Origin of the sequence: Streptomyces sp. NBC_00019 (assembly GCF_045041015.1) — a bacterium.
Lineage (GTDB): Bacteria > Actinomycetota > Actinomycetes > Streptomycetales > Streptomycetaceae > Streptomyces.
The window spans coordinates 1,299,142-1,323,962 of sequence record NZ_CP108302.1; the positions used below are offsets into that span (position 1 = coordinate 1,299,142).

At 71.1% G+C, this 24,821-nt stretch carries 25 protein-coding genes and 2 pseudogenes; 13 read left to right on the top strand and 14 right to left on the bottom strand.

The annotated features are described in order from the left end of the window. Window positions 1-5: 5 nt before the first annotated feature. The 3 genes from OHU89_RS06430 to OHU89_RS06440 are packed head-to-tail and all read right to left on the bottom strand — an operon-like array spanning window position 6 to window position 2,997. Window positions 6-518, bottom strand: a complete 513-nt coding sequence (locus OHU89_RS06430) for a copper chaperone PCu(A)C (protein WP_405640714.1) — start codon at window positions 516-518, stop codon at window positions 6-8. Beyond that, a complete protein-coding gene (locus OHU89_RS06435) occupies window positions 515-2,746 on the bottom strand; it encodes a heavy metal translocating P-type ATPase (RefSeq protein ID WP_405640716.1) in 2,232 nt (743 codons plus the stop codon). The genes OHU89_RS06430 and OHU89_RS06435 overlap by 4 nt, the downstream gene beginning before the upstream one ends. Next, on the bottom strand, window positions 2,746-2,997 hold the full coding sequence (locus OHU89_RS06440; RefSeq protein WP_405640719.1) for a hypothetical protein: 252 nt from the start codon (window positions 2,995-2,997) through the stop codon (window positions 2,746-2,748). The genes OHU89_RS06435 and OHU89_RS06440 overlap by 1 nt, the downstream gene beginning before the upstream one ends. 80 nt (window positions 2,998-3,077) lie before the next feature. On the opposite strand from OHU89_RS06440, the gene OHU89_RS06445 reads away from it, so the two are divergent. Further along, window positions 3,078-3,227 (top strand): hypothetical protein, encoded by a 150-nt coding sequence (locus OHU89_RS06445; RefSeq protein ID WP_405640722.1) that lies wholly within the window; start codon window positions 3,078-3,080, stop codon window positions 3,225-3,227. 52 nt (window positions 3,228-3,279) lie between these two features. Here OHU89_RS06445 and OHU89_RS06450 read toward each other — a convergent pair whose 3' ends face one another. After that, window positions 3,280-3,465, bottom strand: coding sequence for a hypothetical protein (locus OHU89_RS06450; RefSeq protein ID WP_405640724.1), 186 nt, complete (start codon window positions 3,463-3,465; stop codon window positions 3,280-3,282). Between the two features lie 101 nt (window positions 3,466-3,566). Then, the gene (locus tag OHU89_RS06455; RefSeq protein WP_405640726.1) at window positions 3,567-4,274 is read right to left on the bottom strand and encodes an MMPL family transporter; all 708 of its coding nucleotides are present in this window, start codon (window positions 4,272-4,274) and stop codon (window positions 3,567-3,569) included. A 90-nt stretch (window positions 4,275-4,364) separates the two neighbouring features. Here OHU89_RS06455 and OHU89_RS06460 point away from each other — a divergent pair, with 90 nt between their 5' ends. Together OHU89_RS06460 and OHU89_RS06465 are read left to right on the top strand one after the other, a co-directional pair. Further along, window positions 4,365-5,894, top strand: a complete 1,530-nt coding sequence (locus OHU89_RS06460; protein ID WP_405640729.1) for an SDR family oxidoreductase — start codon at window positions 4,365-4,367, stop codon at window positions 5,892-5,894. A gap of 50 nt (window positions 5,895-5,944) precedes the next feature. Further along, window positions 5,945-7,318 carry a cryptochrome/photolyase family protein gene (locus OHU89_RS06465; RefSeq protein ID WP_405640732.1) on the top strand — a complete coding sequence of 458 codons (1,374 nt, stop codon included), beginning with the start codon at window positions 5,945-5,947 and terminating at the stop codon, window positions 7,316-7,318. 26 nt (window positions 7,319-7,344) lie between these two features. On the opposite strand, the gene OHU89_RS06470 is transcribed toward OHU89_RS06465, so the two are convergent. After that, entirely contained in the window at window positions 7,345-8,367 is a 1,023-nt protein-coding gene (locus OHU89_RS06470; RefSeq protein ID WP_405640736.1) for a MerR family transcriptional regulator, read from the bottom strand. A gap of 112 nt (window positions 8,368-8,479) precedes the next feature. Between OHU89_RS06470 and OHU89_RS06475 the strand changes: the two genes are divergently transcribed. Together OHU89_RS06475 and OHU89_RS06480 are read left to right on the top strand one after the other, a co-directional pair. Continuing rightward, window positions 8,480-9,088: a sigma-70 family RNA polymerase sigma factor gene (locus tag OHU89_RS06475; protein WP_405640739.1), complete on the top strand. Its 609-nt coding sequence runs from the start codon at window positions 8,480-8,482 to the stop codon at window positions 9,086-9,088. A gap of 278 nt (window positions 9,089-9,366) precedes the next feature. Beyond that, on the top strand, window positions 9,367-9,807 hold the full coding sequence (locus tag OHU89_RS06480; protein WP_405640742.1) for an SPW repeat protein: 441 nt from the start codon (window positions 9,367-9,369) through the stop codon (window positions 9,805-9,807). 60 nt (window positions 9,808-9,867) lie between these two features. Here the strand turns inward: OHU89_RS06480 and OHU89_RS06485 are convergent, their stop codons facing one another. Then, window positions 9,868-10,629: an ArsR/SmtB family transcription factor gene (locus OHU89_RS06485; protein WP_405640744.1), complete on the bottom strand. Its 762-nt coding sequence runs from the start codon at window positions 10,627-10,629 to the stop codon at window positions 9,868-9,870. Window positions 10,630-10,741: 112 nt separating this feature from the next. On the opposite strand from OHU89_RS06485, the pseudogene OHU89_RS06490 reads away from it, so the two are divergent. Continuing rightward, window positions 10,742-11,276: pseudogene (locus tag OHU89_RS06490) on the top strand (hypothetical protein). Here the strand turns inward: OHU89_RS06490 and OHU89_RS06495 are convergent. Next, window positions 11,269-12,717 carry a hydrolase gene (locus tag OHU89_RS06495; protein ID WP_405640747.1) on the bottom strand — a complete coding sequence of 483 codons (1,449 nt, stop codon included), beginning with the start codon at window positions 12,715-12,717 and terminating at the stop codon, window positions 11,269-11,271. The pseudogene OHU89_RS06490 and the gene OHU89_RS06495 overlap by 8 nt on opposite strands. Window positions 12,718-12,976: 259 nt before the next feature. Between OHU89_RS06495 and OHU89_RS06500 the strand changes: the two genes are divergently transcribed. Both OHU89_RS06500 and OHU89_RS06505 read left to right on the top strand, forming a co-directional pair. Next, window positions 12,977-13,246, top strand: coding sequence for a GlsB/YeaQ/YmgE family stress response membrane protein (locus tag OHU89_RS06500; protein ID WP_266896702.1), 270 nt, complete (start codon window positions 12,977-12,979; stop codon window positions 13,244-13,246). 196 nt (window positions 13,247-13,442) lie between these two features. Then, a complete protein-coding gene (locus OHU89_RS06505) occupies window positions 13,443-14,315 on the top strand; it encodes a GNAT family N-acetyltransferase (RefSeq protein ID WP_405640749.1) in 873 nt (290 codons plus the stop codon). A gap of 225 nt (window positions 14,316-14,540) precedes the next feature. Here the strand turns inward: OHU89_RS06505 and OHU89_RS06510 are convergent, their stop codons facing one another. Continuing rightward, on the bottom strand, window positions 14,541-15,317 hold the full coding sequence (locus tag OHU89_RS06510; protein ID WP_405640752.1) for a GNAT family N-acetyltransferase: 777 nt from the start codon (window positions 15,315-15,317) through the stop codon (window positions 14,541-14,543). Window positions 15,318-15,451: 134 nt separating this feature from the next. Between OHU89_RS06510 and OHU89_RS06515 the strand changes: the two genes are divergently transcribed. Continuing rightward, complete coding sequence (locus OHU89_RS06515) at window positions 15,452-15,931, top strand: nucleoside deaminase (RefSeq protein WP_267017588.1); 480 nt, start codon at window positions 15,452-15,454, stop codon at window positions 15,929-15,931. Window positions 15,932-16,117: 186 nt separating this feature from the next. Here OHU89_RS06515 and OHU89_RS06520 read toward each other — a convergent pair whose 3' ends face one another. After that, on the bottom strand, window positions 16,118-16,762 hold the full coding sequence (locus tag OHU89_RS06520) for a chaplin (RefSeq protein ID WP_405640754.1): 645 nt from the start codon (window positions 16,760-16,762) through the stop codon (window positions 16,118-16,120). A 273-nt stretch (window positions 16,763-17,035) separates the two neighbouring features. Between OHU89_RS06520 and OHU89_RS06525 the strand changes: the two genes are divergently transcribed. Then, complete coding sequence (locus tag OHU89_RS06525) at window positions 17,036-18,592, top strand: alpha/beta hydrolase (RefSeq protein WP_405640756.1); 1,557 nt, start codon at window positions 17,036-17,038, stop codon at window positions 18,590-18,592. Further along, window positions 18,589-19,080, top strand: coding sequence for a DUF4232 domain-containing protein (locus OHU89_RS06530; RefSeq protein ID WP_405640758.1), 492 nt, complete (start codon window positions 18,589-18,591; stop codon window positions 19,078-19,080). The genes OHU89_RS06525 and OHU89_RS06530 overlap by 4 nt, the downstream gene beginning before the upstream one ends. Before the next feature lie 59 nt (window positions 19,081-19,139). Here OHU89_RS06530 and OHU89_RS06535 read toward each other — a convergent pair whose 3' ends face one another. Further along, window positions 19,140-19,565: a MarR family winged helix-turn-helix transcriptional regulator gene (locus tag OHU89_RS06535; RefSeq protein ID WP_405640761.1), complete on the bottom strand. Its 426-nt coding sequence runs from the start codon at window positions 19,563-19,565 to the stop codon at window positions 19,140-19,142. A 77-nt stretch (window positions 19,566-19,642) separates the two neighbouring features. Here OHU89_RS06535 and OHU89_RS06540 point away from each other — a divergent pair, with 77 nt between their 5' ends. Continuing rightward, window positions 19,643-20,056 carry a PaaI family thioesterase gene (locus OHU89_RS06540; RefSeq protein ID WP_405640764.1) on the top strand — a complete coding sequence of 138 codons (414 nt, stop codon included), beginning with the start codon at window positions 19,643-19,645 and terminating at the stop codon, window positions 20,054-20,056. 2 nt (window positions 20,057-20,058) lie between these two features. Here OHU89_RS06540 and OHU89_RS06545 read toward each other — a convergent pair whose 3' ends face one another. Together OHU89_RS06545 and OHU89_RS06550 are read right to left on the bottom strand one after the other, a co-directional pair. After that, a complete protein-coding gene (locus OHU89_RS06545; protein WP_405640767.1) occupies window positions 20,059-21,315 on the bottom strand; it encodes an arginine deiminase in 1,257 nt (418 codons plus the stop codon). 30 nt (window positions 21,316-21,345) lie between these two features. Next, window positions 21,346-22,734 (bottom strand): annotated as a pseudogene (locus tag OHU89_RS06550) (basic amino acid/polyamine antiporter); the annotation flags it as partial. Window positions 22,735-22,936: 202 nt separating this feature from the next. Between OHU89_RS06550 and OHU89_RS06555 the strand changes: the two are divergent. Next, the gene (locus tag OHU89_RS06555) at window positions 22,937-24,034 is read left to right on the top strand and encodes a chemotaxis protein (RefSeq protein ID WP_405640770.1); all 1,098 of its coding nucleotides are present in this window, start codon (window positions 22,937-22,939) and stop codon (window positions 24,032-24,034) included. 13 nt (window positions 24,035-24,047) lie between these two features. Here OHU89_RS06555 and OHU89_RS06560 read toward each other — a convergent pair whose 3' ends face one another. Beyond that, window positions 24,048-24,461 carry an SsgA family sporulation/cell division regulator gene (locus OHU89_RS06560; RefSeq protein WP_405640772.1) on the bottom strand — a complete coding sequence of 138 codons (414 nt, stop codon included), beginning with the start codon at window positions 24,459-24,461 and terminating at the stop codon, window positions 24,048-24,050. Window positions 24,462-24,821: the final 360 nt, after the last annotated feature.

Consider the following 24,821-nt stretch of genomic DNA (forward strand, 5'->3'; position numbering starts at 1 on the left):
CCCGGTCACGAGCTCGGCCGGACCACCACCGCGAGGGTTTCGACGGCTCCGGTGCGCTCGAAGTGCAGCGTGAACGGCACGAGATCGCCCGTCTTCCAGCGCTCGCCGGCGGTCAGGACGACGTCCAGACCGTCCGGCGACATGGCCAGCTCGCGGCCCGCGGGGACAGGAGCCGAAGCCACCTCGGTCTTGGTGGCGGCGCTGTCATCGATCATGCGGTGCCGGCTGAGGGTGATCTCCGCGTCCGTGGCGGAGGACGTCACCTCGACCAGCCGGTCGTCCGCCCCGCCCGTGTTGGTGAGGTCGAAGAACGCGGCGGTCTCCGTGCTGTCGCCGTACGGCAGGAAGACCCGCCCGTTCGTGACGGCGACCCGCGCCGGGCTGCCCGCGTTTCCGCTGCCGACCCAGGTGGTCAGCCCGCCGAGGGCGATGCCGCACACGGCGACGGGCGCGAGCGCGGCGAGCAGGGTGTCGGTGAGCCGGCGCCGGGTGGGCCGCCACAGAGAGCCCTGGTTCATACGGTGTGCCTCCTGACAGCCGTGGCCGAGGATTGCCATCCCCGCAGCCGCAGGCTGTTGCCGACCACCAGCAGCGAGCTCACCGACATCGCGGCGGCGGCGAGCATGGGGTTGAGCAGGCCGACCATGGCGAGCGGCACGGTGACGACGTTGTAGCCGAAGGCCCAGACGAGGTTGGCGCGGATGGTGCCCAGGGTGCGCCGGGCCAGCCGTACCGCGTCCGCGAGGGCCTCGATGTCGCCGCGCACGAGCGTCACGTCGGCGGCCCCGATGGCCACGTCGGTGCCGCTGCCCATGGCGATGCCGAGGTCGGCGCCCGCCAGGGCCGCGGCGTCGTTGACGCCGTCCCCGATGACGGCGACCCGACAGCCCTGCTCCTGAAGGTCCTTGACGAGATCGGCCTTGTCCTCGGGGGTGCAGCGGGCGTGCACCTCCTCGATGCGCAGCTCCCGCGCGACGGACCGGGCGGGCGCCTCGTGGTCGCCGGTGGCGAGCACGGGTCGCAGGCCGAGACACCGCAGCTGGTCGACGGCTCGGTAACTGCCCGGCCGTACGACGTCCCCGACCTCGATGAGCGCCTCGGTGACGCCGTCCACGCGGACCACGACCGGCGTGTGCGCTTCGGCCGGCTCGGTGGGCGACTCGCCTTCCGGCGCCAGGACTTCGACCAGTCGCCCCTCGACGCGGCCACGAACTCCCCTGCCCGGCAAGGCGCGGAAGTCACCGACCTCCGGCAGCTCCCCCACCGCCCGCCGCGCGTACGCCGAGATCGCCCGCCCCAGCGGATGCTCCGAGCCCTGCTCGACCGCCCCCGCCAGGCGCAGTACCTCGTCCTTGCCCAGCCCGTCCGGTACGGCGGTGACCCGGGCGACGCTCATGTGTCCGGAGGTGAGGGTGCCGGTCTTGTCGAGTACAACGACGTCGAGGTGTTGAAGCCCCTCCAGGGCCTGCGGGCCGCTGACGAGGACGCCGAGTTGGGCGCCGCGCCCGGTGGCGGCCATCAGCGCGGTCGGCGTCGCCAGCCCCAGCGCGCACGGGCAGGCCACGACCAGCACGGCCACGCACGCGGTGATCGCGGCCTGCGGATCGGCCCCGGCGCCGAGCCAGAACCCGAGCACGGTGACGGCCAGTGCGAGGACGACGGGGACGAAGACCCCGGCGACCGAGTCGGCCAGCCGCTGCGCCCTCGCCTTCCCGGCCTGGGCCTCGGTCACCAGCCGGGTGATCCGCGCGAGCTGCGTGTCCGCCCCGACGGCCGTGGCCCGGACGAGCAGCAGCCCACCGGCGTTGACGGCCCCGCCGACCACCGCCGAGCCAGGCCCGACCTCGACCGGCTCGCTCTCCCCGGTGACCAGGGACAGGTCCACGGCCGAACTGCCCTCCGTCACCTGCCCGTCGGTGGCCACGCGCTCGCCGGGCCGCACGACGAAGGCCTGGCCCGTCCTCAACTCCTCGATGGCAATGAGCCGTTCCGAACCCCCTTCCCGCACCGCCACCTCCTTGGCGGCGAGTTGGGCCAGCGACCGCAGCGCCGCCCCGGTTCCGCGCCTGGCGCGCGCCTCCAGAAAGCGCCCGGCGAGAACGAAGAGCGGTACGCCTACAGCCGCTTCGAGGTAGATGTGCGCGACGCCGTCCGAGGCCGAGGGTACGAGCGTGAAGGGCATCCGCATGCCGGGATCACCGGCTCCCCCGAGGAAGAGCGCGTACGCCGACCAGGAGAACGACGCCGCCACGCCCAGCGAGACCAGCGTGTCCATGGTGGCCGCGGAGTGCCGCAGCCCTCGTACGGCCCGCGTGTGGAACGGCCACGCGCCCCACACGGCGACGGGCGCGGCGAGCACGAAGCACAGCCACTGCCAGTTGCGGAACTGCAGTGCGGGCACCATCGACAGCACGAGGACGGGCAGCGAGAGCAGCGCGGTGATCAGCAGGCGGTCACGCTCCTGCTGGGAGCCGTCGAACTCGCCGTCGTCCTGCGCCTGTTGCTTCTTCGGCGGCTCGGGCAGCGCGGCCGTGTATCCGGCCTTCTCCACCGTGGTGACCAGTTCCTCGGCGCTGATCTGCGGCGGATGGCTCACCCGGGCCCGTCCGGTGGCCAGATTGACGGTCGCCGTGACCCCGTCCAGCTTGCCGAGCTTCTTCTCGACGCGCTTCACACAGGCGGCGCAGGTCATACCGGCGACGGTGAGGTCGGTGGTCATGAGGGCGATCGCGGGTTCCGTGGCCATCAGTGGTCTCCCCCGCGCATGTTCCCCATGTCGCCCATGTCGTCCCCGCCCCCACCGCCGTCGGTGCCGCCGCCGGAACTCGAGCCGGTGCCGTGCATGCCTGGCGCGACGGGACCTGCGGAGACGCCGACGCCGTACGACGCCGCGAAGATCAGGGCCAGAAGCAGAAGGAAGCCGCAGAGCGCGGGCGGCGGCGCCAGCTTCCGTAGCACCGCGCCCGCACCGGAGGGAGATTGCCGTGACTCGTCCACGGTTCAGGAGTCGGAGTGGCTGAGAGCCGAGTTCCGGGGCGATGCTATGGCGTCCGTCACGTGCAACGCTCGGCTCGGGCGTGTCAGCGCAGGGACTGAACCGCAGTGAGGGCAGCCCCAGCGACGGTCCTGCCGAGGCCGACCAGGACGGGCCGGAGCAGGGAACCGGCGCCGAGCCGGATCGGCAGGAGGACCGCCGGACCGGGCACGCCGAACCCGCTCAGCCGTAGCGGCCACAGGAACACCGCACCCGAGACCCCGGAGTCGGGCGGTACGCCGGGTTCAGTCCCCCTCCGCCGGGACCACCACCAGGAACGCGTCCGACTTGAGGTCCATCACGACCGTCGCCGGTTCACCCTGCTCGCGGCACGCGGCCGCGTACTCCTCCGCGGGCCACGATCCGCGCGGAGCTCCCGCAGGGAACCGCTCCAACACCTTCGCGCCCATAACGGCAGACACCTCCAGCATCGAGCTTCGACTCGGGACGACGAGCGAGCGTCGTAGCCGTTCGCCTGCCCGTATCCGACGTGTTCATGTCCCACTGGACCGAACCGGTATGACGGATCCGGTCACTTGGAGGCTGCCGCCGGGCTCCCTTCGGACGCGGGGAACACGCCGGCCCCGGGCCACCACGCGACGGCCCCGAGATCGCGGGCCAGGGCGGGTACGAGCAGCGAGCGCACGACCAGGGTGTCGAGGAGCACCCCGAAGGCGACGATGAACGCGATCTGCGCCAGGAACGCCGGCGGGATCACCCCGAGCGCCGCGAACGTCGCCGCGAGCACCACGCCGGCCGAGGTGATCACACCCCCGTGCCCACCAGACCGCGCAACACCCGCGAGTTCCTCCTCCGTGAGACGCGCGCGAGCCTGCTCGGCGGCCCTGGCGAGAGGGCGGAAGTAGGTGCGGGCCGCGACCTTGGCGTCGGACGCGTAGTACAGGTGCACCACCCGCCGGTCGCTGCTTTCCCTGACACGGCGGATGTGGCCGGCGACCTCCAGCCGGTCCAGACAGGCGGTGACCGCTCCGGAGGTGAGCCCGATGTGCACGCGCAGCCGCCCCGGCGTCATCGGTCCGTCGGCGTCGAGGATCGCCGCCAGCGCCTGCACATCGGTGGCGTGCAGTCCGTGTTCCCCGGCGAACCCGTGGACCGGACGGTTGATCTCGCCGTTCATCCGCCGCAGCTGCACGGCGAGCGATTGAAGATCGGTTCCCGTGGGAACCGTGGGAGGTCCGGCCGTCGCCGTGCGCTGGTCCGGGTCTTCTGCTGTGGCCACGCGAGCAGCCTAGGGAAACGACCGCATCCGTTACGGCCCCGCCGGTGGAAGTGATCACAGGGGGACGTCGACAGGGAGGACCGAGGACTGATGAACGCCGAGAACACCGGACCCGGCCTGAGCTGCCTGGTGACCGGCGCTACGGGATACATCGGAGGCCGGCTCGTCCCCGAGCTGCTGGCCGAGGGGCATCGGGTGCGCTGTCTGGCCCGGTCCCCCGGCAAACTGCGCGACCATCCCTGGGCGGGCGAGGCGGACGTGGTGCGCGGGGACGTCCTGGACGGGGCCGCGGTCGCCGAGGCCATGCGCGGGATCGACGTCGCCTACTACCTGGTCCACGCGCTCGGCACCGGCGACACCTTCGAGGAGACCGACCGGCGCGCGGCCCGGATCTTCGGCGAGCAGGCCCGCGCCGCGGGAGTACGGCGGATCGTCTACCTGGGCGGGCTCACCCCCGAGGGCGTGCCGGAGCGGGAGCTGTCGCCGCATCTGCGGTCGCGGGCCGAGGTGGGCCGCATCCTGCTGGCCTCCGGCGTGCCCACCACCGTCCTGCGGGCGGCGGTCGTCATCGGCTCGGGCTCGGCGTCCTTCGAGATGCTGCGCTATCTCACCGAGCGGCTGCCGGTGATGGTGACTCCGAGCTGGGTGCGCACCCGGATCCAGCCCGTGGCGGTGCGGGACGTGCTGCGCGCGCTCGTCGGGAGCGCCCGTATGCCGGCCGAGGTCAACCGCGCGTTCGACATCGGCGGGCCGGACGTCCTCACGTACCGGGAGATGATGACCGGGTACGCGGCCGTCGCGGAGCTTCCGCGGCGGATCATCCTCCCCGTGCCCGTCCTCACCCCTGGCCTGTCCAGTCACTGGGTCGGACTGGTGACGCCCGTACCGGCCGCCATCGCGCGACCGCTCGCCGAGTCCCTGCGTCACGAGGTCGTCTGCCACGAGCACGACATCGCCCGGTACGTGCCCGATCCACCCGGTCATCCCCTCGGCTTCGACGAGGCCGTACGTCTGGCCCTCCAGCGGGTCCGCGACGCAGGGGTGACGACCCGCTGGTCCTCGGCATCGGTCCCCGGTGCCCCCAGCGACCCGCTGCCCACCGACCCCGACTGGGCCGGAGGCAGCCTGTACACGGATGTGCGGGAGCTGCCCGTGGACGCCTCGAGTCTGGACCTGTGGCGGGTCATCGAGGGGATCGGCGGGGACAACGGCTGGTACTCCTTCCCGCCGGCCTGGGCCGTGCGCGGCCGCCTGGACCGGCTGGTGGGCGGCGTCGGTCTGCGCCGGGGCCGCCGTGACGCGGCGCGGCTGCGGGTCGGCGACTCCCTGGACTTCTGGCGGGTGGAGGAGATCGAGCCGGGGCATCTGCTGCGGCTGCGGGCCGAGATGCGGCTGCCCGGCCTCGCCTGGCTGGAGATGTGCGTGGAGACCGACGACGACGGCCGCACCCGCTACCGCCAGCGGGCCCTGTTCCATCCCCACGGTCTGCTCGGCCACGCGTACTGGTGGAGCGTCTCGCCCTTCCACGCCCTGGTGTTCGGCGGGATGGCCCGCAACATCGCACGGACCGCGGCCCGCACTCCGGCCGCCGCCACGCGCCATCCCTCCCCCACCGGCTGACCACCCCGCGCCCCACCGACCCTCACCCCTCCCTCCCCGGAGCTCGCACCATGACCGTCTCGATCGTCCTGTTCACCGCCGACCTGCGCCTCCACGACCATCCGCCGCTGCGGGCCGCGCACGAGGCCGCTCAGGTGATCCCCCTGTTCGTGCGCGACCGGGGAGTGACCGACGCCGGGTTCGCCGCACCGAACCGGCTGGGCTTCCTCGCCGACTGTCTGCGGGACCTCGACGCGGGGCTGCGCCGACGGGGCGGCCGCCTGGTGATCCGCTCCGGTGACGTCGTCGAGGAGGTGTGCAAGGTGGCCGCCGAGACGGACGCCGACGAGGTGCACATGGCGGCCGACGTCAGCGCCTACGCGCACCGGCGCGAACAGCGGCTCAGACGCGCGTTGGAAACGGAGGGCCGACGGCTCCACGTCCACGAGACGGTCACCTCGGCGGTCCCGCCGGGCGCGGTGGCCCCGGCCTCCTCGGACCACTTCGCCGCCTTCACCCCGTACTTCCGGCACTGGACCGGCGTACGGCTGCGCGAGCCCGTCGCGGCCCCGCGCACGGTACGGGTCCCGGACGGCGTCGGCTCGGAACGACTGCCCGACCGCGGCGGGCTGTCGGGCCTCTCGGAAGGCCTGGCGACCGGTGGGGAGGAGGCGGCCCGGGCCCGTGTGACGTCCTGGCTGCGCACCGGCATCGCCTCGTACGAGGACCGTCACGACGACCTGGCCGGCGATGCCACCTCGCGCTTCTCGCCGCATCTGCACTTCGGCACCCTGTCCCCGGTCGAGCTGGTCCACCGGGCTCGCAAGGTGGGAGGACCGGGCGCCGAGGCCTTCGTACGACAGCTCGCCTGGCGGGACTTCCACCGGCAGGTCCTCGCGGCACGCCCGGCCGCCGCCACCGCCGACTACCGCACAAAGCACGACCGTTGGCGGTCCGAGGAGTCGGCACGCGAGGACATCGAGGCCTGGAAGAACGGGCGCACCGGCTTCCCGGTCGTCGACGCAGCGATGCGCCAACTGCGGCACGAGGGCTGGATGCACAACCGCGGCCGGCTGCTCACCGCGAGCTTCCTCACCAAGACGCTGTACGCCGACTGGCACGTCGGCGCCCGGTACTTCCTGGAGCTCCTGGTCGACGGTGACCTGGCGAACAACCAGCTCAACTGGCAGTGGATGGCGGGCACCGGCACCGACTCCCGTCCCAACCGGGTGCTCAACCCGGTCACTCAGGCCAAGAGGTACGACCCGGACGGCGCGTACATCCGGCGCTGGGTGCCCGAACTGGCGGGCCTCGACGCCCCTTCGGTGCACGAGCCGTGGAAGCTGTGTGGCCTGGACCGGGCGGCGATCGACGACTATCCGGACCCGGTGGTCGAGCTGTCCGACGGCCTGGCCCGGTTCAGGCGGGCCCGCGGACTCGACTGAAGCGAGCCCGCACCGTCACGTGAGCGTCAGTGCCCTTCGCCGGCGCCCGCGAACGCTCCGGACAGGATCGCGACCGCGTCCTTCAGGGTCGGTGGCCGCGGCAGTTCACGCGCCGCCGGTCCTGACCAGCCGGGTCCGCCCACCACCACCATGGGCTGCCGCCGGGCGCCCTTGACGCCCCACGAGGTGTCGGCGACATGCCGGGCCAGGGGCAGGCTGGCCGTGGACCGTGCCTGCGCCCACAAAAACACCGCCACGGGTCCAAGGCGCTGTACCGCGGCAGTGAGCGCCTCTCCGGGCACTGCCGCACCGAACATCCTGGTGGGCAGCCCGACTTCGCACAGCGCGGCGTTGAGCGCCTCGATCGCCAGCGAGTGCTGTTCGCCGGGCGCGCAGGCCAGGACGACCGGCCCGGCGGCCGGGGCCTTGCCCTGCGGTGCGGCGGACGGTGTGCACCGGCGCAGTGCGGTCGACACATGCCAGGACAGCAGATGCTCGACCTCCACGTAACGGTCGCCGGAGGACGCCCACTTGCGCCCCACCGCGTGCAGCGTGGGCACCATCACCTCCTGCCAGGCGCCGGTGACTCCGTACTGCTCCACAGCGGCCTCGAGCTGTCGCTCGACGGCAGGGGCGTCGAGCCGCACGGCAGCTCGCGCGAGCCCCCGGCACTCCTGGCGTACATCGCCGAGCGGCAGTGTGCCCGCCGCCCGCGAACGCGGACGGGACTGTTCAGGGGCCTCGACGACGGACGGTGGGGAGCCCGTCGCCCGCCCGGCGAGGCGGGCGGCCTCGGCCGGCGGCACCCCCGACGAGGTCAACCGGCACATCCTCTCCAGCACCTCGACATCCCCGGGACTCCAGCGACGGTGACGTCCGTCCGCGCGCACGGCGGGCCCGATGCCGTACCGGCGGTCCCAGGAGCGCAGGGTGGTGGGCGAGACCCCCAGACGCCGGGCCAGCGCACCGGTCGTCAGGGGCACGTCGGCGGTCTCCGAGGGCGGTCCCGGTGGGTCCTGGATCCCCGGTTCGACCGGCGGCTCAGCCATGGGGCGACTATACGACGCAGAATCGATGCAAGTTGATGACCTTGCTCGACCGCTTCCACGATGGCTCACAGGACGCGTCCGGAAGACGCCCGACGTGTGAGGAGCGGTCGCCATGAGCCAGCAGCGGAACGCCACGCTCCCCTCCGCCGCCCCCCTGTGGGCACCGGTGGAGGAGTCGTACGCCGACGAGGAGCTCGCCCGGGGCCTGGCGGCCGGCGACGAGGCATGTCTGGAAGCGGCCTACCGACGCTGGTCGGCACTGGTGCACACACTCGCCTGGCGTTCCCTGGGGGACCCCAGGGAGGCCGAGGACGTGACCCAGCAGGTGTTCCTGGGAGTGTGGCGGGGCCGTGGCGGATTCCGCCCCGAGCGGGGCGCGTTCGGCGGCTGGATCGTCGGCATCACCAGGCGGAAGATCGCCGACGCGCTGACCGCCCGGACCCGCCGCACCGACCTCCTCGCCGCCGCCGGCTCCTCCCTGCCGCTCACGGATCCTTCCGCTCGGCAGCCCGAGTCGGTCCTGGACCGGGTCATCGTCCGTCAGGAGCTGGCGAAGCTGCCCTCGGCCCAGCAGAAGGTCCTGAGGCTGACCTTCTACGAGGACCTGACCCAGGCACAGATCGCGGAGTGCACCGGCTGGCCGCTGGGCACGGTCAAGAGCCACGCGCGGCGCGGACTTCACCTGCTGCACCGGCGCATGCGCGGCGAGGCGTTCGGCTAGGTGCCCCCGCGACGGGGCGCACACCCTTTCGGCGCAGAAACGTTGCGTGCATGAAGCACACGGCAGTCGACCGGCACATCTCCGGCCCCGCCCCTGCATCCGCCGCCGGGACCACTCCCGAAAAGGGGACAGGACAGCCTCCGGGGAGAGTCGGTGCTCCCCGGAGGCTGTCGCCACCTCTACACATAAGGGGAAAATAAGCGCAGAATGTACCTGCGCGGCGCTTACCGCACACCGCACAAAACGCGGTCCGGCCTGCGAGTCAAAGGAGACGAGTCATGGCCAACGTCTCGCCCACCCGAGGTGACATCACCAGCCACCCTGATGCTTCCGAAATGCGGGCACGGTACGCCCGCATGCTCGGCGGTCGCGATGTGGCGCTCGTGGACGGACCGGTGTTCCTGCTCGGTCTGTACTGCGCCGTATCCCCCTGGATACTCCACTACACGACGAGCCAGCCCGCCCTCGTGCCCCACAACCTGATCGTGGGCATCGCGATCGGACTGCTGGCCCTCGGGTTCACCCAGACCCCGGAACGCATGTACGGCCTCAGCTGGGCCTTCTGCGCGGTAGGTCTGTGGATGATCGTCTCGGCATGGATCGTCGGCGACAGCCCGGACGCCGGCGTCATCCTGAACAACGTCATCATCGGCGCCATGGCCGTCATCCTGGGGCTGATGTGCACCGTCACCGCGGCGAAGAGCGCCCCCAAGGCGTAGGAACGCCCGGAGAGGAAGCGACCCCGGCCGGTCCGCGCCCCGCGGGCCGGCCGCTCCGTGTCACGGCACCAGCCACGGCTCCTGCGGGAGCGGACTGCCGGTCTCCAGCAGCGACTTGAGGTTGGACAGCACCGCCGCCCAGCCGGAGGCCGCCGCGGCGCGCTCGCTGTCGTCGGCCAGGTTCTCGTGGGTGACGGTGAGCCGGACGATGTCGCCGTGCTGCCGGATGTCGAAGGTGACCCGGGAGTACTTGTCGTCCTGCCCCTCGTCCTCGGGTGCGGCCCAGCTGGTGACGAGGCGCGTGGGACGCTCACTCTCCACGACGGTGCCGACGACGTCGGCGACGCCGGAGCCGTCGGTCCGCACATGCTCCCAGCGGGACCCCTGCTTCCAGTCGGAGACATTGCTGTGTCCCCAGTAGGCAGCGGTGAGGTCGGCGTCGGTGAGGGCGTCCCAGACCTTCTCGGGTGTGCTCTCGATGTAGGTCACGTACACGAACGTGGGCTTGTCGGTCATGGCATCCTCGGCTCGTCGCTTCACGGCACCGAGCGCGCTCAGGCGCGGGCGCTCGAACTTGTCGATCCACCGCTCCTGGATCTCATGGAGCGGGACCGGATTGAGGTAGTGCAGCTTCTCCCGCCCCCGCCGCACCGTGCTGACCAGGTTGGCCGCCTCCAGGAGGGCCAGGTGCTGGGTCACCGACTGACGTGTCATGGCGATGCGCTCGCACAGCTCTCCGAGCGTCTGACCGTTGTGCTCGTGCAGCCGGTCCAGCAGCCGTCTGCGCGTGTCGTCGGCCAGCGCCTTGAAGACCTTGTCCATTCCCGAGTCACCTCCTGATCGCACACTCCACGTTATGCAGGCATTTGCCTGCATGTCAACGCGGCACGAAAAGAGGTGTCCGGGGGCAAGGGGCGGCTGCCACGCTCCTCCCATGGATCACTGCGAGGTGTTGCTCATCGGCGGTCGCGCCGGCGTCGGCAAGACGAGCGTGGGCTGGGAGGTCTCGGCGCGGCTGCGGAGCGGGCGGGTCGCTCATGCCGTGATCGACGGGGACTTCATGGGGCAGGTGCATCCCGCCCCCGAGGGGGATCCGCACCGGGCGGCGATCGGCGAGCGCAACCTGACCGCCGTGTGGCGCAACTACGCCGAACTCGGCTACCGGCGCCTCGTGTACGTGAACACGGTGAGCGTCGACGGGGGTGTTCCGCCGGGCCATGGGTGACGCCGTCCGGATCGTCAGGGTCCTGCTCACCGCGACCGACGCGACAGCCCAACGCCGGCTGACCGGACGGGAGTTGGGCTCCGAGCTGGACGCGGAACTCCGCAGCGGCGCACGCAAGGCACGGCTGCTGGACGAGCGTGCGCCCGCCGGCACCCTGCGGGTGGGGACCGACGGGCGCACCGTGATCGACATCGCGGCCGAGGTGGTGGCCGCCACCGGATGGGCTCCGGCGAGGATCAGCTGACGTTCAGCGCCGCGTCGTCGATGACGAACGACGTCTGGAGGGTGGACCCTTCCGTGCCGGTGAACTTGAGGGTGACGGTCTGTCCGGCGTAGCTCGCCAGGCTGAGGCTGCGCTGGGTGTAGCCACTGGCCGCGTTGAGGTTGGAGTACGTGGCCAATGTGCCGAGCACCGTGCCCGAGCTGTTGAGCACCTGCACCTTGAGGGTGTCGTAGGCGGTGCTGGTGGTGGTCTCGGCGGTGTCGATGTGCAGGTAGAAGCTGAGGGTGGCGGTGGTGCAGGCCGACGGGACGGTCACCGCCTGGGACAGGGTGTCGGTGTGCGCGGAGCCGTAGCCGTCGAGCCAGGCGTAGTAGGAGCCGGTGCGGGCGGACTGACTGCTGGAGTTCGTGATGACACCGCTGGTGGCGGTCCAGGTGGTGCTGCCGGACTCGAAGCCGTTGTTGCCGAGGAGCTGGGCTGCGGTGCAGGTGCCGCCGTCGTCTCCCCCGTCGTCGTCGCTGCCGCCCGCCAGCCACTCGGTGGCGTTCAGCGCGAGCGCCGCGTTGGTGGCGCCGGTGTCGTTCCAGCCGTCGTAGAGCGTGTTGCCGGACTGGCCGGTGTCGTCGTCGATGGGTGAGCTGTCGCCCCAGAAGGCGACCCGGCCGCTGCCGAAGGTGCTGGTGGCGAAGAAGGCTCCGGTGTTGCCGGAGTATCCGGTGCGGTAGAGCAGGCCCTTGACCGACGAGTTGTCCGCGGGCTTGAGGGTGGCCGTCGTACCGCTGGCGATCAGGCTCTTGGTGACGGTGCCGAAGGAGCCGTGCAGCACCGGATTCGAGCTGTCGCTGATCGCCGACGGGTAGTCCGAGCCGATGCTGAGCGAGTCGACGGAGAAACCGAACGGGTCGGTGGAGTCGACACTGTTGTTGGTCATCAGATCGTTGAGGATCTCGACCGCGTCCTCGCCGTCGTTGTTGCGGTCGGCGCCGGTGTGGTCGGAGATCATGAACAGGCCGCCGCCGTTCTTCACGAAGTTCATGATCGCCGTCTTCTCGGCGGTCGTGAACAGCGTGTTGGGCTCCGGCAGGACCAGCGTGTCGAAGTTCGCGAGATCCTGAGCGCCGGACCCACCGTAGGTGAGGCTGCCGCCCGACGGGAGCGTCTTCAGGCTGTAGTCGCCGGTCTTCTGCAGGGCGACGCCCCAGGAGGAGATGGCGCCGGTCCAGTCGGTCTCCGAGGAGGGCGAGGAGTCCTGGCCCAACGGGTCGGGCTGGCTGGTGGAGATGATCCAGTCGGCGTTGCCGGCCGTCTCGGCGTGGGCGTTGTCGAAGAGGATGCGGTGCGGGGTGGCCGCCTCGGCGGGCGTGGCGGTGGCCGCGGTGTGGACGGCGGCGCCCGTGACGAGCAGGCCGAGTACCGCGAGTGAGGTGGTGAGTCGGTGGCGGGGTCTGGTGGGTCCGGGCATCCGGCGTACCTCCGTGAAGAGTCGGGGGCTACGCGCGTAGAAAACGGAGACCGCTCTGCGCGCGTAGAACTTCGGTCGTACGAGTGCCGGGCGACGGTGAATTGAACGGTACATGGCAATCCGGGAACCGAACAGATATCACTTCGAACACCGGGCCAGAGCTTGACCCCGTGTTGACCGGTGGTTGAAACCGGCGGGACTGTACGCGCCACTCGGGGGCATCCGAACTACTGCGGGGGTCATGAGAAGAGGGGCGGAGATGGAGATCTCGGGCATCATCAGCGCGATCGTGATCGGCATCGTCATCGGTGTGCTGGGCCGACTCGTGATCCCGGGCCGGCAGCGCATCGGGATCCTGCTGACCATCGTCGTCGGCATCGTGGCCGCACTGCTCGGCTCGGCGATCGCCGCGGGGTTCGACGTGGCCGACACCAAGGGCATCGACTGGGCCGAGTGGCTCATCCAGATCGGTCTCGCCGCGCTCGGCGTCGCCGCGCTGGACCGGTCGAGGCCGAGGGCGCGCCGCTGACTGTGTGCGACGGGTTCGGCAAGTAGACGGACGCGGCGAGCAGGGCGGACACGACGGTGCGGCGAGTACGGGTCACGCGACGAGTCCGACCGGTGCGGCGGGTGCGATCGGTGGCACCGAAATCCCGTTGCGAGCGTGGTCCGGCGGTGGTTTGCTTCTGCGGCTCACCGCCCGACCCGACCCTGACGGAGCCCCGTTGACCCTGCGCATCATCCCGCTGGCCGACCCCGAACCCGGCGCTTCCAGCCGCCGTCTGGCCTGGCTGGCCTCGGCGGCCGACGGAGCACCGGCCGGGTCCGCCTTCCTGCGGCTGTTCACGAAGGCCGGGCAGGAGCATCTCGGGGAACTGGAGATCGCCGTGCACGGCGCCGAGCGGCGGCGGGGCGTCGGCACCCTCCTGCTGGAGGCCGCCGTGGCCACGGCGCGGGCGGAGGGGCGGCGGACCGTCGTCGCGCAGGCCGAACAGGGCTCCCCCGCCGACCGGTTCCTGGCGGCCCGGGACTTCCGCCCGGTGCTGTCCCTGACGTACGCCAGGCTCGCGCTGGCCGAAGCGGATGTCACCGCGGTGAGGGAACAGCCCCGCCCCGGCTACGAGTTGACCGAGTGGGACGGCATCGTGCCGGACGAACTCGCCCAGTCCTACGCCGACTCACGGCGCGCCATGGACGACATGCCGATGGAGGGCACCGACTACGGCACGGTCGTCTGGGACGTGGAGCGGGTGGTCGCCGCGGCCGAGGCGGTCGCGGGGCGCGGTGAACTGCTGCACACCGTCGCCGCGGTGGACACGGCGAACGGAACGGTCGTCGGGTTCTCCGAACTCGTCGTGCCGGGTGACGGCCGGGGCGACGGACAGCACTACGGTACGGCGGTGCTGCCGGAGCACCGCGGCCGTGGCCTCGCCCGCTGGATGAAGGCGGCGTCGATCCGCCGGGCCCGTGAACGGCACCCGGAACTCGCCGGGTTGCTCACCGACACCGCGAACAGCAACGCGCCCATGCTCGCCGTCAACGAGGCCCTCGGCTACGTGCCCACCCACAAGGCGGTGGAGTACCAGCTGGACCTGTGAGGCACGCAGCGCGGCCACGCCTTCGCGGCAGGACGGGTACACCGGCGTGCAGCCCAGTTCCGGCTCGGCCTTCGCGATGGACGGCCCGCCTCGGTGAGGGCTCGGCCGATCCGGCCGCCGAGGGCTCCGCCGGCGCCTGCGAGGAGGATGCTCCGGTTCATCGTCATGCCCTTGCGCCGGATCGGGTGGCCGCGGAGGTGACATGCCCCCGGAGTGCTGTCCGCGTCACGGTGTGTACAGGTACGGAGTGGTCGTGGTCAGCGGCTCGAAGCCGAGCCGCTCCAGGATGGGGCGGCTGGTCGGCATGGCATCCACCTGAAGATAGCGGTAGCCGCGCTCCACCGCCTCGCGGGCGCGCACGGCGACCAGGGCCCGGTAGATGCCACGGCCGCGCCAGGCCTCGACGGTGCCGCCGCCCCACAGACCGGCGAACCGGGTGCCCGGCACGAGCTCCATCCGGGCCGCGCTGACCGGGGTGTCCCCGGCCAGGGCGACGACGGCGACCACGGTGTCCGGGTCGGCGGTGAGCTGGGCGAGCAGCTGGTGGCGCAGCCGGGTGCTGTCGGTGCCGAAGGCCGCCTCGTGCACGTCCGCCACGAGGTCGACGCCCGCCCGGTCGGTGACGGGCAGGATGCGCACACCCTCGGGCGGCTCGGCGTCGAGGGTCAGGTCGGCGACCTCGCCGATCATCAGGGTCTCCTCCGGCTGCGCGGTGAACTTTGCCGTCCTGAGCCGATGTCCGAGGTCGACCGGCAGGTCGTGCCCGTAGAGCTTCCACTCGAACTCGCGACCGAGCCCGGAGAAGTACGAGATCTGCTCGGCGATCGCCGCGTCCGCGCCGCCGGCGTCCAGGTCGGACCAGACCACACCGTTCCAGCCCTGCTCGGAGGAGACCTGGCGGACCACCTTGCCGACCCGCTCGATCCGGGACTCGGGGCTGTCCGGCTGTGCGCCTTCGCGCATGTCCCGGTCGTACAGGGCGAGTACCGCGGCGTGATCCATGGATTCACTCCAGCATCAGAGAGCCCGTGCGGCAACACGTTTACGGGCCATCACCAGGAGGTGCGGGCGCCGCGCCCGCGCGCGGGCATTAGGGTGCCTGATCGAAGATCACACCGCCGGAAGGGTCGTACGTCATGGTCGTGAAGGACGCCGAGCTGCCGTATCTGCGCCGCTGTGTGGAGCTGGCGGCCGAGGCCCTGGAGGCGGGGGACGAGCCGTTCGGTTCGGTGCTGGTGGGGGCGGACGGCGAGGTGCTCGCCGAGGACCACAACCGGGTGGCCTCCGGGGACCGCACCCGCCACCCCGAGTTCGAGCTGGCGCGCTGGTCCGCGGCCCACATGTCGCCCGAGGCGCGGGCGGCGGCGACCGTCTACACCTCCGGCGAGCACTGTCCGATGTGCGCGGCCGCCCACGCCTGGGTGGGCCTCGGCCGCATCGTCTACGTCGCCTCCTCGGAACAACTGGCCCAGTGGTTGAGCCAGTTGGGGGTTCCGGCACCACCCGTGCGAACCCTGCCGGTGCACGAGGTGGCGCCCGGGGTGACCGTGGAGGGCCCGGTGCCGGCGCTCGCCGAGGAGGTGCACGCACTCCACCGGCGCTTCCACCAGGGGTGACGCCCGCGCTCTCGGCCTGCTACCGGCGTACGGGGCGGGACGGGACGGGGATGGTCCTGCTCTCCACGGTGGCCGACGGGAGAGATCCGGCGTGCTGACGGAAAGAGCCCGGGTGTGCTCGGCCGGTGTCGGCGGAGGCCCCACCGGTCATCGCCCGGTGGGGCCTTCCGTCTCCGCGGGGAGCGGTCAGCGCTCCGACTGCGGGCGGAAGCGGCGGTACAGGGCGACACCGCCCAGCATCAGCGCGGCGCTGCCCGCGACGGCGGGGAGGGTCTGGTCCGCTCCCGTATGGGCCAGGGAGGCCACGGGCTGCCCGGGCCCGTCGGCCCTCGGACCCGGGTGCGGCTTCGGAGGGGCGGCTTCCGGCTCGGGTGCCGGCTTCACCGGGGTCTCGGCGGGCTGGTCGCCGGAGGTGTTGACGGACTCGTTGCCGGCGGCCGCGTTGCCGGCTCCGACCACGCTCACACCGTTCCCGCTGACGTTCACGGGGAGGTGGACCGGAAGCTGGACACCGTTGCCGGAGACCACCCCCGGCGAATCCTTTCCGCTGCTCTGCGCGGCGGCGCCCGCGGGCGCCGGGCCGTCCTCGCCGCCCTCGTTCACACAGGTGTTGCCCGCGGCGGGGTCGAGGAGCCCCACCACGTTCACGGTGTTGCCGCAGACGTTCACCGGGACATGCACCGGGAGCTGGATCGCGTTGCCGGAGACGACCCCGGGCGAGCCGGCCGCCTCACTGTCCGCCGCGGAATCGGCGTAAGCGGGCATCGCCACAGCCATCGCGCCGGACACGGCGGCGACGGCGATCACACCGTTTCGGGTAACCCGTTTCATAGGTTCCCTGCCTTCCAGAACATGGTTCGCGGGCACTCACCCGCATGGCATAAAACGCAGGTGAACCATCCGAGTTATGGCTTATCGGCCTTTCACCCCATCGAGCGTCACGGTTGTCGAACTAGTCGTAAAACCGTCGAATGCATATGGAGGGGCGCAGGATAAGGCCCTCCGCACCGGCCCGCCCGTCCGGAGGCGACGTTTCCGGGGGCCGCTTATCGTGATCGAGGGCGCCGTTCTCGCGGTCCGCAGCGGGCGCCCCTGGAGGCATCGATGCTGGCCAAGCTGTCCACGCGGAGCTGCGTGATGACCGGAGCGGTCGGCCTCGCCCTGCTGGGCGTGGGTCTGCCGACGGCGACCACCCACCGCGACGGGCCCGACCTTTCACGTTTCTACGACCAGAAGGTCAGGTGGTCGAAGTGCGAGGGCATGGAGGCGCCCAAGGATCTCCAGTGCGGCAAGGTCACGGTCCCCCTCAACTACGCCAAGCCCGCTTCGGGAACGCTCCAACTGGCCCTGGCCCGCTATCGGGCGACCGGGAAGTCGAGAGGTTCGGTGCTGCTGAACTTCGGCGGCCCCGGCGGCGCCGGTGTGAGTGAACTCGCCTCGAGCGGCAACGAGTTCATGGGTCTGGCCAAGGGGTACGACGTCGTGTCCTTCGATCCGCGCGGCGTCGGCCGGTCCTCGCCGGTCAGCTGCGGAGACGGCACCGACGAGGCGCTCGCGGCGGCCGAGGACGGCGACGACCCGCGGGCGCTGCTGCGGCAGTTGAAACGGGTCGCCACCGCCTGCGCCGAGCACTCCGGCCCCGTCCTCCCGCACATCGGCACGGTCAACGCCTCCCGCGACATGGACGTGATGCGCGCGGCCCTCGGCGACAAGAAGCTCAACTACCTGGGCTTCTCCTACGGAACCCGGCTCGGCGCGGTCTACGCCGCTCAATTCCCCAAGAAGGTCGGCCGGTTGGTGCTCGACGGTGTGGACACACTGACGGAGCCGCTCACCGAGCAGAGCAGGGTGGGTGCGGAGGGCCAGCAGACCGCGCTGGAGGACTTCATCGACTGGTGCACCGAGGACATCGCCTGCCCCTTCGGCCAGGATCCGCGCAAGGCCCGGGAGCAGGTCGTCCGGCTCGTCGACTCGCTCGACCAGGATCCGCTGCCGTCCGACTGGGGCTACGACTTCACCGGCCAGGACCTCGTGGGCGCCATCAGCCAGGCCCTCTACAGCAGGGAACTGTGGCCCCTCCTGGAGCGGGCCCTCGCCCAGCTCGTCGAGGACGGGGACACCCGGGGCATCGAGGCGTTCGCGTCGGGCGGGATCGCGCTCCCCGGCCGCGCGAGGCACGACGGCGATCTGGCCGACGAGGACGAGGTCCCGCTGGACAACCTGCCGGCGGCGCTGATGGCGATCAACTGCGCGGACGACCCCGACCGGCCCACCGCCGACGAGATCACCCGCGACCTCGGCCGACTGCGCGCCGAGTACGAGGACGCCTCCCCCGTCTTCGGCCGCTACCGTCTCACCGAGGTGCTGACGTGCTACGGCCGCCCCAAGGGCACCGACTTCATCCGGGACGAGGTCCGGGACGTCCACACCCCGAAGATGCTCCTCGTGGGCACCCGCGGCGACCCGGCGACGCCGTACCGCTGGACCGTGGAGACGGCGAAGCGGCTCGGCGGCTCGGCGGTCGTGCTCGACAACAAGGGCGACGGCCACACCGGGTACGGCTCCTCCAAGTGCGTCCAGCGCAAGGTCGACACCTTCCTCCTGTACGGGACCTTGCCGCCCACCGGCAGCTCCTGCGGTTCGGAGGAGGACGACCAGTGAAATCCGCCGCCGCCGCCGTCACCGCCGCCGCCCTCTTCCTGGCCGCCCCGCCGAGCCAGGCCACCGTCTCCTCCCCCGTCTGCCCGGAGCGGGCGCTCACTCTGCGGGCCTCGTCGACCGGTCCGGACGTGGTGCGCGTCAGCGTGACCCAGCACGGCGGGCGAACCTGCACAGTGGGCCGGGCACCCACCGTGACCTTCGAGAACCTCGACGGCTCCGCCCTCCCGGTGCCGCAGGGCACGACGGGGCGCTACCGCCTGGACCCGGGCGACACCGCCTACGCGACCGTCCGCACCATCGCCGACCTCACCGATCCCGAGGCCCGCCGTGTGGACGCACTCGCCGTCGCCGCCGACCCGTCCCACTGGGGCCGCGCCTTCACGGCGGCCGAGCTCGGGGCGGGTGACGCGATCCGGGTCTGGGAGCCGGTGACGAGCCGGTGGCAACCCTCGGCAGCCGCCGCGGACAGGGCACTGGGCATCGGGTGAACCCGTCCGCCGTGCACCCTTCTCCGTTTCCCGTCGCCTGCGTTCCCCTCGTCCGGGACTCACTCTTCCCAGTGCGCGAGGCGGTTCATGGCGGCCGCGGTCTGCCCGAAGCCGTCGTCGCCGAGCAGGGCGCGCACTTCGGCGTTGAAGCGGTCGATCTCGGGCTGGGCCGCCTTCAGCGCCGCCTCCCCGGCTTCCGTCAGCTCCAGCACCACGGCCCGGTGCTGCCTCGGGTGCGTCTGCCGCGAGAGCAGCCCCGCCGTGGTGAGACGTCCGACGAGTCCGGTGACGGCGGACTCGCGCAGACCGAGGGTATGTGCGAGCCCCTGCTGGGTGATGCCCGGCGCTTCCTGTACGGCGAACAGCGCACCGAGCTGTGCGGTGGTGACGCCGGCGACGGCGAGGCAGCGCCGGTCCAGCGTGGTGCGCAGACGGTGTGCCGCCCGCTGGAGCAGGTAGTACAGACGCTGATCCGGCTCGACCATGGGCCGATCTTGACAGACGACACCGAGCCACGCCACTCTCACTTCACTAGTGAAGTGAGAGTGGGACGGGCCTGACGATGGATCTGGAACTCGCACAGAAGGTCCTCGCGGAGCAGCCCTTCAGCAGACTGCTGGGCGCCCGCGTGACGGCGTTCGGGGACGGCGAGGCAACCCTCGAACTGGACATCCGGCAGGAGCTGCTCCAGCAGTACGGCTTCGTCCACGGCGGAGTGGTCTCCTATGCGGCCGACAACACGCTGACGCTGGCCGCGGCAACCGTGGTGGGGCCGGGTCTGATCACCTCCGGCTTCACCATCGACTATCTGCGCCCGGCGACGGGCGAGATCCTGCGCGCGCACGCCCAGGTGGTGCGGGCGGGCCGCACCCGTGTCGTGAGCCGCTGCGACGTGAGCACGGTCGACGCCGACGGAAAGCAGACGCTGTGCGCGGTGGCCCAGGGGAACATCGCGGTGATCGACGCGAAGAGCTAGGTTCAGAACTCCACCGGGTCCCGCACGATCGGGCACGTCATGCAGTGTCCGCCGCCGCGACCGCGTCCCAACTCGGCGCCGACGATGGTGATGACCTCGATGCCCGCCTTGCGCAGCAGCGTGTTGGTCTGCGTGTTGCGGTCGTAGGTGAACACCACGCCGGGCTCCAGCGCGACCGCGTTGTTGCCGCTGTCCCACTGCTGCCGTTCGGAGGCGTACACGTCTCCCCCGGTCTCCACGACCCGCAGGCCGGGCAGACCGAGCGCCTTGGCGACGACGTCCACGAAGGGCGTCGAGCCCTCGTCGACGAGTTCGATGCCGGACGCCTTGTCGCTGGGCCGCAGGGAGAACGTGTGGACGCCGTCCATGATGGTCGGGTAGAGGGTGACCAGGTCGTGGTCGGCGAAGGTGAAGACCGTGTCGAGGTGCATGGCGGAGCGCAGCTTCGGCATGCCGGCGACGATCACGTGCTCGGCGGCACCGTTCCTGAACAGCGCCGCGGCCACCTGGGTGATGGCCTGGCGTGAGGTGCGCTCACTCATGCCCATCAGGACGACGCCGTTGCCGACGGGCATGATGTCGCCGCCCTCGAACGTCGCCTGCCCCCAGTCGAGTTCGGGGTCGCCCCACCAGACGGTGGAGCCCGCGAAGTCGGGGTGGAAGCTGTAGACCGCCTTCATCAGCAGGGTCTCGTCGTGCCGGGCGGGCCAGTACAGCGGGTTGAGCGTGAGGCCGCCGTAGAGCCAGCACGTGGTGTCCCTGGTGTAGAGGGTGTTGGGCAGCGGGGGCATCAGGTACTCGCGTACGCCCGTCGACTCCCGGGCGAGTTCGAGGTAGGGCGTGCGGAAGTCGTCGGGCAGGTCGGTCGTCGCGAGACCGCCGATCAGGTACTTGGCCAGGCGCTCCGGTTCGAGGGACTCGAGGAAGGCGCGCGTGGTGTCGACGAGGCCGAGGCCGACCTCGTTGGCGACGATCTTCCGGTCCAGGAGCCAGTCCCGGGCGCCGGGGACCGCCATGGTCTGGGCGAGCAGGTCGTGCAACTCGACCACGTCGACGTCGCGTTCACGCAGCTTGTTGACGAAGTCGGCGTGGTCGCGCTGGGCGTTCTCCACCCACATGACGTCGTCGAAGAGCAGATCGTCGGAGTTGGTGGGGGTGAGTCTGCGGTGGGCGAGCCCGGGGGCGCAGACCAGCACCTTGCGCAGTCTGCCGACCTCGGAGTGGACGCCGTAGGCGGGACGGGGGTCTTGACTGGTCACGGTGGAGCACCTTTCCGGACGACTGGGAGGTCAGAGGCTGATCCAGCCCAGGGCCAGCGCGACGATCCCGAGGACCGCGCCGGCGACCGAGACGGCGAGGATGACGTACTCGCGCGGCGAGAACAGCTGTCTGCCCTGCTCCCTGCGTGCCATCACGAACAGCACGGTGGCGGGGGCGTAGATGATGAAGGAGACGAGGACGAACTTCAGGCCGGCCGCGTAGATGAGGAACGCGGTGTAGACCGTGGCGAGGGCCGCGATCGCCAGCTGCCCCCGCTGCCCGCCCCAGCCGATCTTCACCGCGAAGGCGGCCGCCAGCAGGAACGGGATCAGCGTCAGCGCACTGGTCAGATCGAGGGCGAAGTTGAACGCGTCGTCCGAGAACAGCGTGATGACGAGGAAGATCTGACTGAGCAGCGTGGACATCACGAGGGCGGACACGGGCACGTCGGCCGGCGTGGCGCGCTTCAGGAACCGCGGCATGTCGTCGTCCTTGGCGGCCACGTACAGCACCTCGGCGGCCATCAGGGTCCAGGCGAGATAGGCGCCGAGGACGGAGACGATCAGGCCGACGCTGACGAAGACCTTGCCCCAGGTGCCGACGGCGTGCTCCAGCACCTCCGCCATGGAGGGCTGACGCAGTTCGGCGATCTCCTCCATCGGCATCAGTCCGTACGACACGATCGTCACCGACGCGAAGACCGCGAAGACGCTGAGGAAACCGAGGATCGTGGCCCGGCCGACGTCCGCACGGCGTTTGGCGTGCCGGGAGTAGACGCTGGCGCCCTCGACGCCGAGGAACACGAAGACGGTGGCCAGCATCGTGCCCTTGACCTGGTTGAACAGCGAACCGGCGTAGTCGGCGCCGCCGAAGTTGTCGGCGAACACGCTCGGCTCGAGATAGAAGAGCGCGAGGATGACGAAGACGATGATCGGCACGACCTTGGCGACCGTGACGATCCGGTTGATCGCCGCCGCCTCCTTCACTCCCCGGCTGATGAGCGCGAAGAACAGCCACAGCCCCACGGAGGAGAGCACCACCGCGAGCACGGTGTCGCCGTCGCCGAGCGCGGGTGCGATCGCACCGACCGTCGACATGATCAGCACCCAGTACGTCACGTTGCCGACGCAGGCGCTCGCCCAGTAGCCGAACGCCGAGAAGAAGCCGAGGTATTCGCCGAAGCCCGCCTTGGCGTAGGCGTACACGCCCGCGTCGAGGTCGGGTCTGCGCACCGCGAGCGTCTGGAAGACGAAGGCCAGCATCAGCATGCCGGTACCGGCCACGGCCCACGCGATCAGAGCACCGGCGACCCCGGTCTCCTGCGCGAACCTGCGCGGCAGGGAGAAGACGCCGGCACCGACCATCGAGCCGACCACCATGGTGGTGAGCGTCGGGAGGGAGAGTTTCGCGGCGGGGGGGAGCCTGGGTCTGTGTGTCGACCTGGGTCATGTGCGTCCTACGACGGTGAGGGCACCACCGTCGTGCGCGGCACGGGGCCGTCCCTCGATGGCGCGGAGAACGTCATCCGGCGACTCTGGCGACGCTAGCAGCGAATTACCCTGAATGCCCGACTTGGTTGCCCCTAATGCCCTATCCGGCAATCAGTCCTATCGTGCTGATATGGAGCACGCACTCAGTCCCACGACCCTCACAGAGCTGCGGCGCCCGCGCCCCTATCCGGCCGTGTCCGTGCTGACGCCGACACATCGCCGGGAGCCCGAGAACACCCAGGACCCGGTCCGGCTGCGCAATGTCGTGGCCGAGGCCAAGAAGCAGTTGGAGGCCGATCCCGCGGTCAGCCGGGAGCGGCGCGCTGATGTCGAACGACAGCTCGACCAGGCCCTCTCCGAGGTCGACCTGGCCCATGCCGAGGACGGCCTGGTGATCTTCGCCGCTCCGGGCGAGCACCAGGTGTGGTCGCTGGCCCGCGCCGTACCCGAACGGGTGGTCCTCTCGGACACCTTCCTGACCCGCAATCTCGTCTCCGCGCAGGCCTCCGAGCGGCCGTTCTGGGTGCTCTCGGTCTCCGCGGACCAGGTCACGCTGTGGAACGGCGGCACGGACCGGGTCACCGAGCACCGCACCGGCGGCTTCCCGCTGACCAGGAGCCGGGAGAACTTCGACGCCGAGCGCCAGGAGCGGATCGGCGATCTGCCGAGCACCTTCCGCGACGAAGGCACCCGTCACTTCCTACGGGATGCCGACACCGCGATGGGCAGACTCCTGCGGGAGGACCCGCGGCCGCTCTACATCACGGGTGAGACCGCGGCGCTGTCCGCGCTGGACGAGGTCGGAAGCGCCACCAAGGACGCCGTCCACGTCCCGCACGGCGGTCTCGCGCACGGCACCCCGGACGCGGTGTGGCAGACCGTACGACCCCTGCAGGAGGCCGAGACCCGCAAGAACACCGCCGCCGTGGCCCGTGAGCTGGAGACGGCGCGTGGTCGACGGGCGTTCGCGGCCGGCGTCGACGAGGTGTGGCAGAGCGCCCGGGAGGGCCGCGTACGCCTGCTGGCCGTCGAGGAGAACTACCGGGTGACCGTCCGCGACGAGGGCGGCGACCACCTGGTCCCCGCCATGAGCGGCGATCTCGACGCCCGCGAGGACATCGTGGACGAGATCGTCGAGCAGTGCCTGGAGACCGGCGCCGACGTCCGCTTCGTACCGGACGGCATGCTGGGCGACGCGAGCGGGATCGCGGGAGTTCTGCGGTACTGACACCGGGGCGCCCTCAGACATTTCCGAAGAGGGCGCTCAGACCGCGGTCCACCTCAGCGCTCACGTCCTCCTGACCGGCCGCGACCACCGCGTACGTCCGCAGCAGGAAGCGGCGCAGCGCCGAGGTGTCGAACTGCAGCAGGGCCAGCCCGTACGGCGAGTGGAGCTCCACGACCGTACGGGCACGGCCGCACGGCCACAGGTGCACGTCCCCGCCGCCCGCCGGGCCGCGCAGCCCCGCCTCCAGGAGGGAGCGGGCGAAGGTCCAGCGGACCACCTCACCGTCGAGCGCGACCTCGGGCGGGAAGTCGAGGTGCACCGCGAGCGGGTCCGCGGAGGTGTAGCGGAGCGTCGTGGGGACGGGCAGCTCCTGCTCGTCGGCGGTGATCAGGCGTCCGTGGGCGGGCTGGTCGAGGTCGATGTCCATGGTCGGTCTCCACTGCGGGTCGGAGGTCGGCCGAATGTGCCGATGTCTGTACGACCTCGCAGGTGCCGTTTGCATTACGCCGAAGCCCGAATCAATTGATGTGACCTGCGTCACTAACTAAGCGGTCCGAGCGGCTCCTCGCCCACCGAAGCCACCGTCGAGCCCCCTGCGCACGAGCCCTGGCGCGGCCCGATCCACGCCTGCTGCACCTCATAGAACACGGGGCCGTCGAACACATAAATGAATGCCGACCCGGAGGCCCGGGCGATCCGTCAACTCACGTACTCTGACTACGACTTGCCCCATCGGGCGACGTACGCCAATCGCACGGGGAAACCCCTCCGTGAAGACTGTGGCATA